This window comes from Streptomyces sp. 147326, assembly GCF_045000215.1.
In the GTDB taxonomy this organism is placed as follows: domain Bacteria; phylum Actinomycetota; class Actinomycetes; order Streptomycetales; family Streptomycetaceae; genus Streptomyces.
The window spans coordinates 7,834,918-7,847,019 of the sequence record NZ_CP134201.1; the positions used below are offsets into that span (position 1 = coordinate 7,834,918).

16 protein-coding genes and 1 pseudogene are annotated in these 12,102 nt (G+C 69.3%); 9 read left to right on the forward strand and 8 right to left on the reverse strand.

The annotated features are described in order from the left end of the window. Nucleotides 1-192: 192 nt before the first annotated feature. From RIU97_RS35935 to RIU97_RS35945, 3 genes and pseudogenes are all read left to right on the forward strand, one after another. Nucleotides 193-980, forward strand: a pseudogene (locus RIU97_RS35935) (helix-turn-helix transcriptional regulator); the annotation flags it as partial. Nucleotides 981-1,381: 401 nt separating this feature from the next. Continuing rightward, on the forward strand, nt 1,382-2,107 hold the full coding sequence (locus RIU97_RS35940) for a hypothetical protein (protein ID WP_404961667.1): 726 nt from the start codon (nt 1,382-1,384) through the stop codon (nt 2,105-2,107). 364 nt (nt 2,108-2,471) lie between these two features. Further along, nucleotides 2,472-3,749, forward strand: a complete 1,278-nt coding sequence (locus RIU97_RS35945; RefSeq protein WP_404961668.1) for a peptide ligase PGM1-related protein — start codon at nt 2,472-2,474, stop codon at nt 3,747-3,749. A 71-nt stretch (nt 3,750-3,820) separates the two neighbouring features. On the opposite strand, the gene RIU97_RS35950 is transcribed toward RIU97_RS35945, so the two are convergent. After that, a complete protein-coding gene (locus tag RIU97_RS35950) occupies nt 3,821-4,189 on the reverse strand; it encodes a PRC-barrel domain-containing protein (protein WP_119097214.1) in 369 nt (122 codons plus the stop codon). A 371-nt stretch (nt 4,190-4,560) separates the two neighbouring features. Further along, nucleotides 4,561-4,722: a hypothetical protein gene (locus RIU97_RS35955; protein WP_031140725.1), complete on the reverse strand. Its 162-nt coding sequence runs from the start codon at nt 4,720-4,722 to the stop codon at nt 4,561-4,563. A gap of 221 nt (nt 4,723-4,943) precedes the next feature. On the opposite strand from RIU97_RS35955, the gene RIU97_RS35960 reads away from it, so the two are divergent. Continuing rightward, a complete protein-coding gene (locus RIU97_RS35960) occupies nt 4,944-5,384 on the forward strand; it encodes a hypothetical protein (protein WP_404961669.1) in 441 nt (146 codons plus the stop codon). A gap of 216 nt (nt 5,385-5,600) precedes the next feature. On the opposite strand, the gene RIU97_RS35965 is transcribed toward RIU97_RS35960, so the two are convergent. From RIU97_RS35965 to RIU97_RS35985, 5 genes are all read right to left on the reverse strand, one after another. Next, nucleotides 5,601-5,834, reverse strand: a complete 234-nt coding sequence (locus RIU97_RS35965; protein ID WP_404961670.1) for a DUF6479 family protein — start codon at nt 5,832-5,834, stop codon at nt 5,601-5,603. 250 nt (nt 5,835-6,084) lie between these two features. Beyond that, entirely contained in the window at nt 6,085-6,426 is a 342-nt protein-coding gene (locus tag RIU97_RS35970) for a MerR family transcriptional regulator (protein WP_404961671.1), read from the reverse strand. 830 nt (nt 6,427-7,256) lie between these two features. Beyond that, the gene (locus RIU97_RS35975) at nt 7,257-7,700 is read right to left on the reverse strand and encodes a DUF2267 domain-containing protein (protein WP_404961672.1); all 444 of its coding nucleotides are present in this window, start codon (nt 7,698-7,700) and stop codon (nt 7,257-7,259) included. A 53-nt stretch (nt 7,701-7,753) separates the two neighbouring features. Next, complete coding sequence (locus tag RIU97_RS35980) at nt 7,754-8,149, reverse strand: DUF2267 domain-containing protein (RefSeq protein ID WP_404958374.1); 396 nt, start codon at nt 8,147-8,149, stop codon at nt 7,754-7,756. A gap of 99 nt (nt 8,150-8,248) precedes the next feature. Further along, complete coding sequence (locus tag RIU97_RS35985) at nt 8,249-8,683, reverse strand: Hsp20/alpha crystallin family protein (protein ID WP_404958372.1); 435 nt, start codon at nt 8,681-8,683, stop codon at nt 8,249-8,251. Nucleotides 8,684-8,812: 129 nt separating this feature from the next. On the opposite strand from RIU97_RS35985, the gene RIU97_RS35990 reads away from it, so the two are divergent. The 3 genes from RIU97_RS35990 (at nt 8,813) to RIU97_RS36000 (ending at nt 10,607) form a co-directional block, all read left to right on the forward strand. After that, a complete protein-coding gene (locus RIU97_RS35990) occupies nt 8,813-9,493 on the forward strand; it encodes an HSP18 transcriptional regulator (protein ID WP_404961673.1) in 681 nt (226 codons plus the stop codon). 74 nt (nt 9,494-9,567) lie between these two features. Then, nucleotides 9,568-9,966, forward strand: coding sequence for an STAS domain-containing protein (locus RIU97_RS35995; protein WP_404961674.1), 399 nt, complete (start codon nt 9,568-9,570; stop codon nt 9,964-9,966). 167 nt (nt 9,967-10,133) lie between these two features. Further along, a complete protein-coding gene (locus tag RIU97_RS36000) occupies nt 10,134-10,607 on the forward strand; it encodes a hemerythrin domain-containing protein (RefSeq protein ID WP_404961675.1) in 474 nt (157 codons plus the stop codon). A gap of 122 nt (nt 10,608-10,729) precedes the next feature. Here RIU97_RS36000 and RIU97_RS36005 read toward each other — a convergent pair whose 3' ends face one another. Continuing rightward, nucleotides 10,730-11,125 (reverse strand): ATP-binding protein, encoded by a 396-nt coding sequence (locus tag RIU97_RS36005; protein ID WP_404961676.1) that lies wholly within the window; start codon nt 11,123-11,125, stop codon nt 10,730-10,732. A 314-nt stretch (nt 11,126-11,439) separates the two neighbouring features. Between RIU97_RS36005 and RIU97_RS36010 the strand changes: the two genes are divergently transcribed. Further along, nucleotides 11,440-11,718 (forward strand): GlsB/YeaQ/YmgE family stress response membrane protein, encoded by a 279-nt coding sequence (locus RIU97_RS36010; protein ID WP_404961677.1) that lies wholly within the window; start codon nt 11,440-11,442, stop codon nt 11,716-11,718. Between the two features lie 165 nt (nt 11,719-11,883). Continuing rightward, nucleotides 11,884-12,063 (forward strand): hypothetical protein, encoded by a 180-nt coding sequence (locus RIU97_RS36015; RefSeq protein ID WP_404961678.1) that lies wholly within the window; start codon nt 11,884-11,886, stop codon nt 12,061-12,063. Nucleotides 12,064-12,102: the final 39 nt, after the last annotated feature.

Sequence of the window (12,102 nt, forward strand, 5' to 3'; positions counted from 1 at the left end):
AAAGACGGGGCGCGCTCAGCCGGGTGCGGGGACGGCCGGGCGCTTCGCTCTCGAACAGGAGCGACACGTTCAACCGTGCCCCGTCACGCCTGCTCCAGGCAGGCCGAGCTTTGCCAGGGGGTAGCCAGCGGGGGTGTGACAGGGCCCCCCTCGTCGTGAATGCCGAACCGGCGGCGGAGAGACACTCGCGCCATGGCACCCGAGCAGCACAGCAGCGGCGACGAACTGGCACGCTTCCTGCGCGCCCGCCGCACCCAGACCAGCCCCCAGTCCGCCGGCCTCACCCCCGGCCCCGGCGTCCGCCGTACCCCCGGCCTGCGCCGCGAGGAGCTGGCCACCCTCGCCGGAGTCAGCATCGACTACTACACCCGCATGGAACGCGGCAAGGAACCCGTCCCGGCCCCGCCGTGACCGACGCCCTCGCCCGCGCCCTCCAGCTCGACGACGCCGAACACCAGCACCTGCGCGACCTCGCCATCCGCACCGCCCGCTACGCACCCCAGCCCGCCCCGGCCCCCACCCGTACGGTGCGTCCGCACCTGAAACTGCTGCTGGAAACCGTGCGCCCGAACCCCGCCTACATCGTCAGCCGCAGCATGGACGTCCTCGCGTCGAACCCTGGCGGCCTCGCCCTGTACGCGGGCATCGAGGACTGGCCCGCCGGCCGGCGCAACCTCGCCCGCTACCTCTTCCTCCACCCTGCCGCACGCGACGTCTTCGCCGACTGGGACAACCAGATCCGCGGCTGCGTCGCCCGCCCGCGCGCTCTGGCCGGCACGGACCCCGACGCGCCCGACCTCACCCAGCTCGTCGGCGAGCTCCTCCTGAAGAGCCCCGACTTCGCAGGGCTGTGGGAGCGCTACGAAGTCACCGGCCGCAAGTACGCCACCAAGACCTTCCACCACCCCCAGATCGGGAAGATCACCCTCGGCTTCCAGGGCATGGCGCTGGAAGGCACCGCCGGCCAGCGGATGGGCGTGTAACTGGTGTCGGCCGTTTCCCGACAGCCCGGAGCGGGGGCGTGCAGAAGCAGTGGGCTCCGCCCGGATGATGACGAACCGCATGTGCGCCGCGCACGCCGGTGCGGACTCTGCCCTCATCGAGGTCACCAGCCCGCGTGCGACCCTCGTCGCTGTCCAGAACCGCAGCCCACCCAGGTCGCGGCGTACGTACAGTGGCGCGAGCCGTCCGAGGACCGCGCCGCACTCCCCGCCGTTCCCCTCGGCGACGGCGAGCGCTGCGGGGGTGAAGGCGTGTGCGGAGGCGGCGGCCGGGTGATGGTCGGTCGCCGCTTGGGAGGCGTGAGCGACGGCCGGCAGGGGCGGGGCGGCGAGGGTGAGCGCAGCTCGACTCGGAGCTCGCAGGACGGTTCAATGCCCGGGTGGTGAACTGGGCACAGATGTACGACTGGCATTCCGACGTGGACCGAGTTCCCGAGCTTCTGGATCGTTTGGAGCACGGGGACGATGACGAGGCATGGACGGAGTTGGGACACCGGTTGATCCTGGAACGCGACCTGGTGTCGCCCGCCGGCATCGCCGCCCTGCCCCGTCTGGTGCGTCTCGCACCGGGGAGCACGAAGGCACGGCACCTGGCCGGAGAAATCATGGAGCGCGCGGCAGGACGCCACGGCGGTGACGAGCTCCTGGCTGACAGCGCCGATGCGATCGCCGAGTTCGGCATCCTGCTGGACCTGCACCTGCAGGCCCGGCCGGCCGACTACGTGGTGACTTTCCGCGCACTGCTCGCGGTCCGGGAGCAATACCACTGGGCCAACGTCCTGGGGGACTTCACGGACGACTTCTACGACCTGCCGTGCCCTCACTGCGCGACGCAGGTGACGATTGCCATCGGCGACTACGGGCGCTACTCGGCGATCCGCGACTGGAACCTGGGCGACGTGGACCGGCGCGACCTCCGGCCGGCGCCCGACGAGGAGCTTTCGGGTGTCGGCCGGTGGATGCACGAGGTGGCCATCCGGGATGGGGAAGTCGGGCTCGCCGAGGGAATCTCCCACCTTTTCGGCAAGGCGGAGTGTCCGAGATGCGCCAGCGTCTTCACCATCGCGGATGAGTACGAGGCCGCCAACTGCCCGGTCCTGCGGTAGTCCCGCGTGGCACTGGCGCTTGGCCCTTCTGCGCTGGCGGAAACGGCCTTCCCTCACGCCGCCTGCGACACCTGGGTGACCGAGGCCGGGAAAGCCGTTCGTGGAGTGGAGGGGCGCCGGCCCCGAGGCGTGGGTACCGTTCCCCTGACGTGCCTCCACGTCCCAGGTGGCGAAGCCTCGTGGAGGACCGGCCCGCTCGGCCCGCTCGGTGCGCTCGCCACTCGCCGGCAGGAGGACCGTCTCGAGTCGCACGGTGCGGTAGGGCGGGGTGCGAAGCATCAGCGAGTCCTGACCGGACGTGCCGCGGGGACGCGGTTCCCCGTACGGCCGTGCGGCAGGCGAGCAGAGGAGCAGAGGAGCAGCGGTGACTGAGACGGGACCGATCGTTGTGTTCGCGAACTTCCTCTCGGACTTGGCGGTGGATCTCAACGAGGGGCAGATCCTGACGCAGTGGGCCCAGCAGGCGCCGCGGAAGGCGTGGCTGCTTCGGCCGGGGGACGTACTGGTCACTCCCGTGCCGCTGAGCCGGGAGTTCTTGCGGTACGTGTACGACTTGACGGGAGTGCCCCCGGAATCGGTGGCGGTCATCGAAGTACCCCCCGCCGGAGCCGTTCCGCTGGCTCGGGCGGTGCGCGAGGCCGGCCTCGTCGGGCACCTCCGGGCTCTCGCCGCTGACCGGGGTGCTGCGCTGCTGCCGACGGCGCTGGACGCGTCGGCGATCGCGTTCGCCCGGGACATCGGCATCGCGGTCCATCCGTACCCCACGGTCGAGGCCGCCGAGGCCGCTCTTGAGATGACCATGCTGCTCAACACGAAGACCGGGTTCCGCGAGACGGCCGGACGACTGGGCATGCGACTGCCGGTGGGGCGGATGTGCCGGCGCCCGGAGGCCGAGGGTGTGGCGCGCGAGCTGCTGCGGGACCACGAGCGTGTCGTGGTGAAGCCCGACCGTTCGGCGGGTGGGCACGGGATGCGCTTCGTGTCCCGCGACGACCTGAGGGGTGGCGCGAGCCTGGCGCTCGATACGGTTGGTGGGCCCGACGGCATGTGGGTGGTGGAGGAGTGCCTCGACGTGGCCGAGTCGGTCAGTATCCAGCTGGAGGTGACCGCTTCCGGGACACGCGCGCTCTTCAGCGGTGCGATGCGCACGGTTCAGGGCTCCTTCACGGGATACGCCTCTCCGCTGCCGCCGTCCTGCGCGCACGTGGCCGGCGAGCTGGAGGCGTGGGGGACGGCCCTGGGCCGCGACCTGGCCGACCACGGCTACGCCGGGTTCGGGCTCGACGCGCTGGTCGACGCGGACGGCGTCGCGTACGCGAGTGAGAGCAACATCCGCCGTACGGCCACCACCACACCGCACACCATGGTCACCCGGCTGACTGAGGGATCGGCCAACGCACACCCGGCGTGGTCGGTGGCGAAGGGCTGGACACGGACTCCCATGGAGTTCGACGAGGCGCTTGCCCGGCTGCGCGCATCCCGCCTCGCGTTCGACCCGGATCGCGGCGAGGGCGTGGTCCTCTACGTGGACGTGCCGCCCGACGGCCGTTCCTGGCGGTACGCGGTGATTGCCAGGAGCGCTGGCGATGTGGAGGAGCAGCAAGCCGCATTGGCCGAGGTCCTCGAATTCGAGGGCGGCTGACTCCCACGACGACGCCGGTCCCGGCACCCAGGAGAGGGTGCCGGGACCGGCGTCGTCGTGCGGGAACGGGATCAGGCGGGGCGGCCGCCGAAGGGGGCGCCGGTGCCGTAGTAGGTGCCCAGCTCTTCTCGGTATCCGGTGTCGCCGAGGTGCTTGTCCCGGTGGAACTCGGGGGCGTTCTTGATCTGTTCCTTGGTGCGGTCGACGAAGATCTTCTTGTCCTCCGGGTCGACCCGGACCACGGTGCTCGCCGGCAGCAGGACCTCCTTGCCGAAGATCCATACGCCGGTGTCGACCACCAGGTAGGCGTCACCGACCTCGTCGGAGTGCTTGTCGACCTTGCCGATGCTGCCGTCGGTCGCCTCGACCTTGTAGCCGGTCAGATCGGTACCGGCCAGGTGGCCCGACGTCGACTTGTAACTCCACACATGTTCAGTCACGCGAAAACAACTCCTCCGGTCAACGGGGGACGGCGGGAGAATGGAATCTCCCGCCGATCCTCCTTGTTCCGTACGTCGTGCTCGGCGGTTGTGCTGCGTTCCGCCTGGACTTCACCTGCCCTGCCTTTACGACTTCACGCACCCGGATCGAAATGCGGGACCGGGGCGGCCGTCGATCATTGGAGGTGAGCAGGTTCCCTGCTGCGTCACGGCGACCGTCCCGGCTGCCCTCCGGATGCCCCTGATATCCACCTTTATCCGTTCCGTGTTCGCGAGGGCATGTCGACAACGGCATGGCGGTGGCCGGTCCCCCCCCAGGAAGGGGGACCGGCCACCGCCATGCAGTGTCAGAACTGCGCTTTGTCGTACGGCTACCAGCGATACCAGCGGCCACTGCCGCCCTTGGGTCGGGCGACGAAACCGATCAGCCACAGGATCAGGACTGCGATAGCCACCCACCAAAGAATCTTCACCGCGAAACCCGCGCCGAAGAGGATCAGGGCCAGCAGAAGAACGAGAAGCAGGGGAACCATAGTTATCAACCTCCGAAGTGCCGTGTGCCCGACCGTACCCAGGACATGCATGCGATCCTTATTTGTTTCTTATCCTGGTGGCTGGGCAGAAGATCTTGCCTGCATTCCGCGACGGCGCTTCGACGGAGCCGTGTCGGGGCCGATGCATCGGGGGAGATTCTTCTTACGCTGCTTGGCCCAATCGCCAACCGGTGAAGCGTCCTTCGGGCAGAACATCTTCCATGGACAGCAATCACGAGATGGATCCGGCGCATCAGGTGCCGGACGGAGTCGACGAGAAGACGGTGCGCGCTCTGGGTGCGCTTTCGAAGGCGCTGGAAACCACGGAGCGGGCCCGTGGTCACCTCTACGGGTTCCACCAGCTGACCGGGACCGCGGACTTCGAGCTCGGCGACGCGGCGCGGCTCCTGCGCGAGGCGGGGCACGAGGAGCAGGCCGCCCGGGTCGAGCGCGAGATCGTGGGCCGCAACGTCATCCCGGGCCACTGGACGTTCCAGATCATCGAGGCCTACAACTTCACCTACTACCAGCCCTTCGCCGCGGTGGAACGCGACATCGTCGACGAGGTGGCCGGCGGGCGGGGTCACCTCCTGGAGGCCCGCCTCAAAACGATTCGCCGCACTCCCCACCATCCTGACCACACCGCAACGCCCCCCTCTTGAAAGAAGGCCCGGCTCGGCGGGGGGCGGGTGAGGCCCACCGGAACTCAGCTGGCCGAGCGGGGCTCCTCAGAGGGGATGGAGCGGCGCGCTGGGGCCTCAACGCTCTCCCGCCGGACCGGCTCGCCGCTCAGGAACTCGGTCGGCGCACGATAGGTGATGTGCCCTACCTTCTTGCCGTCCGTTCGGCGTCGTCGGATCAGCCGGTCTCCGTCGGGCTCACGGGCGCGGATACTTCTGGTCCTTCTGGTCGCGCGCATGCTCTTCCGGGGTCTGCCAGGAGTCCTCGCGGCGCTGTGCGACGGGGTTCTGCTCGGCCGGTGGTGCCTCCCGGCGCCTGCGTCGGCTTCCGTACCAGAATGCGCCGATCAGAAGGACGACCAGGACCACTCCGACAAACATGAGGAAGAGTGAGGCCTGGCCTTCGGCCGCGAGTGTCTCGATAGCAGTCATATGCGGCCCCTACCCGCGATCCGCGGACATACCAGACGCCGAACGGGTTTATATCGGCTGGTGAGCACGCTCCTTCGGCGCCGCCGGCGGACGACGTAGGCGCGTCGCCCATCCGGGCCGATCCATCGTTTCGGACGAGCAACGCGATCGTGCGCCGGTTACACGGGCGTGGGGTGACCAGCCGCGCCGCGAGAGGGTCGCGACACCTCTGAGAAGGTCTGCGCGCACCCTTGCCTCGCAGGCGTAGCCGTCACACTGCGGCTGGTGGAGGGGGTGTTTCGCTGACGCGGCGGTACTCGGCGTTGATGCGCTGGGCTTCCGCGAGCTGGTCTTCGAGGATGACGATGCGACAAGCGGCCTCGATGGGGGTTCCCTGGTCGACGAGCTCCCGTGCGCGGGCGGCGATGCGCAGTTGGTAGCGGGAGTAGCGGCGATGTCCGCCCTCCGAGCGGAGCGGGGTGATCAGGCGTGCTTCGCCGATGGCGCGGAGGAAGCTCTGGGTGGTGCCGAGCATGGCGGCGGCCCGGCCCATGGTGTAGGCGGGGTAATCGTCGTCGTCGAGGCGGTCGTCGAACGAGTCGTGTGCTGTCATTTGCACCTCTGTCTGTGGAACGCGTGGAGGGGCCCTGGTGCCGTACGGCACCAGGGCCCCGAAGGAACTGCTACACCATCTGCCGACCCTCGTACTGCGCCGGCCTTCTGTTTCCGCGGACCTGACCTGCACTCGGCCGGGGGCGCGGGGATCGCGGTTGCTTGACCGGAGACCACCTCACTATCGATGTCCTGCGGTACCCGGGCTCAGACTTCCGCCCGGGCGATCCTGATGGCGGTCAACTCCTCCGTTCTTCCCTCTGATGGAACCAATCACTTGCCAAGCGGGGACTGCTTACTGCTGGTACTTCTCTACTGCGCACTGCTGGTGATGCGAACTACTCCGTGGCCTGCTCCAGCGCCACTCTTCGGCAGCCAGCCCCGTTGCCCATCCTGCGTCTGCTCTGGCTTAGAACCCCGCTGCCGAACCTCCCGGTACGCGCGCCCGCAGTCGACGCCTTTACCGAGGTACCGCTCTCTGACTGCACTGCTGGGTACTGCTGGTGGCGGCCCCTGATCACTGCGGGCCGCCCGGTCCGGTCGTCAGTTCCGTCGCCGTCCTACAACAACCCTGGCTTCGGAACTCCACCACCGCACCGCCCTGCGAACTGCGTGTACTGCTGCCCGGCAGGTTCGTCTCTCCGGGCCTTGCTCGATCTCGTCTACGAGAGAAACCATAACCACGACAGAGGTGAATGTCTACTGTGGCCGCCATAGATTTTCGCGCGTTCGATGCGGAGCTAATCGGCCTCGAACGCGACCCGTATCCGGCTGGCCGCCTCGCTCCCGGGAGGGACGCGCTGTCTTCGAACGCCAGTCCATCTCCGGAAATCAGGCGGCGGCCTGGGGCTGCCGCAGTTCTGCCTGGCCGAAGAGGAGTGCGTAGCCTCCCGGGAGGCGGTCCAGGATGCGGGCGAGGAGGTCGGGTCCGGCGAGCGCGGTGACGGTGGCGAGTACGGCGCAGGTGTCCCAGCGCGCGGTGGCGGGGGTGCCGCCGGTTCGGGCGGCCAGGTCCTTGACGAAGCCCCAGCCGGTGAGCTGCTCGATATCGGGGATCTGGGCGGTCAGGGTGAGGGCTGCTTCGACGGGCAGGCACTGGGCGAGGTCGACGCGTTCGTCGCGGGTGACCTGCCGGCCGAGCGCGGCGAGGACGTCGTGGACGGCTTCTTCCGCGCGTTCGCGGGTGGGGTAGGCGCCCTCGTAGCGGACGCGTTCCAGCATCTGGTCGAACGTCACGGCGGGGGTGGGCCGGTCCGGTCGAGGCTGGTCGTACATGGTGCTGCGGTGCCTTTCTCTTCGAAGGTTCGAGTTCCGGCCGTCGGAGCTGGTCAGGTGGGCTGGGGGTGGCCGAAGAGGAGGTCGTAGCCGGGCGGGAGCTGGAGCAGGACCTCGCGCACGAGTACGTCACCTGCGGCGGCGGCCACGGTGGAGAGGACCGCGCCGATGTCCCACAGGGCGGTCTTCTCGGTGGCGCCTTCGATCCAGGCCGCGGTCGCGCGGACGAAGCGTTCGGGTGAGAGCGGTTCGGCGGCCTGCAGGGGATTGAGGAGGATCAGGGCGTACGTCTCGGGGAGCCGGGCGGCGAGTTCGGCCCGCACGGTGCCGACCAGGTGCGCGCCGAGCAGGGCCAGGACGACGCGGGCCGCCCGTTCGGCTTCCGGCAGGGTCGTGTACTCGCCGCGTTCCTGGACGTGGGCCAGGAACGCCTCCCTGCGTATCGACATCACGTCACCTCCGGGGAGGGTGAAGGGACGGGGAGGGGGGCGGAGGGCGGGGTGCCGGAGGGGGCGTTTCCCCGTCCTCCGCAGCTGGTGCGGGGCTGGTCAGCCGGAGATCTGCTTGCGGCCGGACTCGCCGCCGATGCTGATCTTGCGGGGCTTGGCGCGCTCGGCGATCGGGATGCGCAGGGTCAGGACACCCGCGTCGTAGTCGGCTTCGATGCGCTCGGTGTCGAGGGTGTCGGCCAGCATGATCTGGCGGGAGAAGACACCGAGGGGCCGCTCGGAGAGCTCCATCTGCACGCCGTCGGACTTCCCCGTGGGCCGGCGCTCGGCCTTCACCGTCAGCATGTTCCGCTCGACGTCGATGTCGATCGCCTCGGTGCTCACTCCGGGGAGGTCGAAGGCGATCACGTACACGTCGCCCTGACGGTAGGCGTCCATCGGCATCACGGACGGCTTCGACCACGTGCCCGACGTACCCGACAGCTGCTGGACGATCCGGTCCATCTCGCGGAACGGGTCAGTGCGCATCAACATCGCGAAACACCTCCAGTTGGTTCAGGCAGAAACTGCCCATGCGCTTCAACGTGCTCCCGTTGTAACATGTCATCGAAGCGATGACAAGCAAGCAGTCATCGGGAGGATGACGGACTGACGGAGAGTGTCATGCATGAGGCCGCCCCCACATCCGGCCAGGTTTCCTTCCTCGCCGCCGCAGCGGCACTGGAGACCATCGACCAAGCGGTAAGGGACGCGCAGCAACGCCCCGCGGGAGCGCCGACGGCCGAAGCGGCGCCCGCGCCGGACTCGGACTCGGGCCCGGGCCCGGACCCGGCTCTGGCCGCTCTGCTGATGCTGCGCGAGGTGCGTGAGCAGCTCGCCGGCTGGGAGAGCGGGCTGATCGAGACGGCCCGCGGGCAGGGCGCGAGCTGGGCCGACCTTGCCGGGCCCCTCGGGGTCGCAAGCCGCCAGGCCGCCGAACGCCGCTACCTGCGCCTGCGCCCCGGCACCGCCGGAAGCACCGGCGAGCAGCGGGTCCAGGCCACCCGTGACACGCGCGCCGCCGACCGCACCGTGACCGCCTGGGCCCGTGACAACGCGGCCGACCTCCGCCGGCTCGCCGGCCAGGTCACCGCCCTGACCGGTCTTCCCGCCAGCGCCGAGGGCGCCGTCGGCGACCTGAACCTGGCCCTCGCCGACAACGACGCCGCCCGCCTCGTCCGCCCCCTGATCGATACCCGGGCCCATCTGCGGTCGGAGGACGCCGAACTCGCCGGACACATCGACGCTCTGACCCGGCACACCGACCAGCTCCGCCAGGACTCCCACGACCAGCGCAGCATGTGATCCCCTGGCCCCGACCCACCGACCGGACCACGGGTTTCGGGGGCCACGCCCATATGAACGAGGAGTGACCCACCATGGCCGAACGCCCTTCCCCGGAGGCCGGCGGCAACGGCATCGCCGTGGAAGTCCTGCATCACGTCGTCGCCGTCAGGCCCTCGGGCGAGATCGACATCGAGACGGCCCCTTCCCTGCGGTTCGCCCTGGCCGAAGCCCTCGTCCACGCCTCACCGGCCAAGCCCGTGGCGGTCGACTGCAGTCACATCACCTTCTGCGACTCCGCGGCGCTCAACGCACTCCTCACCGCGCGACGCGCGGCACAGGAGACCGGCACCGTCATCCGCCTGGCAGCCCCCAACCACCAGCTCCAGCGCCTCCTGGAGATGACCGGAGCCCTGCCACTCTTCCCCGTGGACCAGGACCCGCCGAATGGCGACCGCTCTCCGAAGGGGTGCCCGGACGGCCTGCCCCAATAGGCACCGGCACCGGTGGTGTGCGGACACCGACCGGCGCGTACGGCGTAGGCGGGTCGCCTTTCCGGATCAAACCCACCTCTGGGGCGAGCCGCGCGATGCCGCACCGGGTACACGCCGTCAGGGCGGCTGAGAGCGCCGCCCGGTACGTCGATGCTGAGGAGAACCTGGTGGACGGGATCGTGCTGCTCAAGGAAGACCACAAGACGGTCGAAAAGCTGTTCAAGCAGTTCGAGAAGGCCGGCGACGACGCTCACGCGGAGAAGCGGAAGATCGCCGACCAGGTGATCGACGAGCTGACCACGCACACCTGGATCGAGGAGAAGATCTTCTACCCGGCCGCCCGGGAGGCGGCACCCGACACCAAGGACCACGTCCTGGAGAGCATCGAGGAACATCACGTCGTGCTGTGGATGCTCTCCGAACTCAAGGACCTTGACGCGGCCGACGAGCGGTTCGACGCCAAGATGAGCGTCCTGATGGAGAACGTCCGCCACCACGTCGAGGAAGAAGAGAAGGAGTGGTTCCCCGACGTCCGCAAGGCCATGGGCCGCAACCGCCTCACCGAACTCGGCGAACAGATGGAGAAGGCCAAGAAGAGGGCTCCGGGCGAGCCCCTTGCCGTCCCGAGTGCCAAGCGCTGACCGCGGGATCTGCCCTGCTCGACCTGGTTCCGCTGCTCGTGTTCGGCGCCCGCGTGCCGTGGACTGACCGGTCGGCCCAATGGTGACCGGCGGCCCGCGGCCTTTGGGCGATCTCCCCGGGTCTACCAGGGGGAGTGGGCGCAGATGGTCTTGCCGCCCTCGGGGGTGGGTTCGATGTGGACGTGGGTGGTGAGGCGGTTGATCAGCAGCCATCCCCAGCCCCCGCTACCGTCCGTGTGGGGCGGCCGGGGCTGGGGCGGGCAGGGGCTGGTGTCGGTGACACAGATCTCGAGGTGATCTCCGTGCAGTTCCAGGTGGAGGGCGCAGGGGCCCTCGGTGTGGCGGAGGGCGTTGGTGACGAGCTCGGCGACGACCAGGAGGACGCCGTCAGCGTTCGAGGGGTGGGCAGGGGGTCTGACGTGGGCGGCGCGGTGGAGGAAGGCGCGGGTGGCGTCGCGTGCGGCTGTGTTGGGCTGACCGCTGCGCGGCACGGGCTGATCGAGGACCGGTGTGGTCATTGAGCCTCCTTCCGCTGGTGGACCTGCACAGCGCCTGCCCCCTCTACGGTCAAGAAACCCGTTCTGTCCCCACGCGGTCGGTGCCGTAGGGAACGTGCCCGAACGTGTGGCGACACCGGAGCCACCTTCGCCCGCACCTTCGCCGGCACGCGCCGCGTTCTCTCCAGGATCCCGTCATGTCCGAACGCGACACCGCGGCCCAGCCGTCAAAGCCCGCTGCCGCTAAGCGATCATAAGATCCGGACGTTTGGAAACCCAGGCGCGGTGAAGGCGAGTGTTCACACCGGCTCTATTCACCGAGGTAGGAGAAGCGCATGGGCATCATTGCTTGGATCTTGATCGGACTGCTTGCGGGCTTCATCGCGAAGGCGCTGATGCCGGGCAAGGACCCGGGCGGCCTCATCATCACCATGCTCATCGGCATCGCGGGCGGCCTGCTCGGCGGCTGGCTCGGCAAGGTCATCTTCGGCGTCGACTCCATCGACGGCTTCTTCGAACTCTCCACCTGGATCGCCGCGATCATCGGCTCCGTCATCCTCCTCGCCGTTTACCGACTGGTCACCGGCAACAAGCGCCACCACAGCCACGCTTGAGCGACCCAGTCCCACCCGAGACGGAGCGGCTCCCCCCTCGCCGAGGGCGGAGCCGTTCCGCTGCCGGCACGGGGCAGGTCGGCAGCCGCCGGCATGCGGTCCCCGCCCTTCTCGCAGCCGAATCCGCTGGCGCCGCCAGCGAGATCGGGGATCCGCGTCCGCGGCATGGCCGGCGGCCAGAAGGAGCCGGTCGTCGGCACGAACGTCCGGAACGACGAGGGGCTGCCCGGAGGCCGCGACGGCGGCAGCGCCCGGCTCCCCGCCCAGGGCTCCGGCAGGCCGACCGGTCCGGGCAGGATCTGCCGGTCCTCCTCGACCAGTGAAACGAAGGCCAATGGCCGCTGAGCACCCGTGATACAAGGGTGCTGCTGGGGGGTCCGCTTC

Coding starts and splice junctions, on each gene's coding strand:
- RIU97_RS35955 (WP_031140725.1), bottom strand. CDS start 4,722: ATGGTTCCCCTGCTTCTCGTTCTTCTGCTGGCCCTGATCCTCTTCGGC.
- RIU97_RS35975 (WP_404961672.1), bottom strand. CDS start 7,700: ATGTACGACCAGCCTCGACCGGACCGGCCCACCCCCGCCGTGACGTTC.
- RIU97_RS35960 (WP_404961669.1), top strand. CDS start 4,944: ATGGACAGCAATCACGAGATGGATCCGGCGCATCAGGTGCCGGACGGA.
- RIU97_RS35985 (WP_404958372.1), bottom strand. CDS start 8,683: ATGTTGATGCGCACTGACCCGTTCCGCGAGATGGACCGGATCGTCCAG.
- RIU97_RS35995 (WP_404961674.1), top strand. CDS start 9,568: ATGGCCGAACGCCCTTCCCCGGAGGCCGGCGGCAACGGCATCGCCGTG.
- RIU97_RS35965 (WP_404961670.1), bottom strand. CDS start 5,834: ATGACTGCTATCGAGACACTCGCGGCCGAAGGCCAGGCCTCACTCTTC.
- RIU97_RS35980 (WP_404958374.1), bottom strand. CDS start 8,149: ATGTCGATACGCAGGGAGGCGTTCCTGGCCCACGTCCAGGAACGCGGC.
- RIU97_RS36010 (WP_404961677.1), top strand. CDS start 11,440: ATGGGCATCATTGCTTGGATCTTGATCGGACTGCTTGCGGGCTTCATC.
- RIU97_RS35970 (WP_404961671.1), bottom strand. CDS start 6,426: ATGACAGCACACGACTCGTTCGACGACCGCCTCGACGACGACGATTAC.
- RIU97_RS36015 (WP_404961678.1), top strand. CDS start 11,884: ATGGCCGGCGGCCAGAAGGAGCCGGTCGTCGGCACGAACGTCCGGAAC.
- RIU97_RS35990 (WP_404961673.1), top strand. CDS start 8,813: ATGCATGAGGCCGCCCCCACATCCGGCCAGGTTTCCTTCCTCGCCGCC.
- RIU97_RS36005 (WP_404961676.1), bottom strand. CDS start 11,125: ATGACCACACCGGTCCTCGATCAGCCCGTGCCGCGCAGCGGTCAGCCC.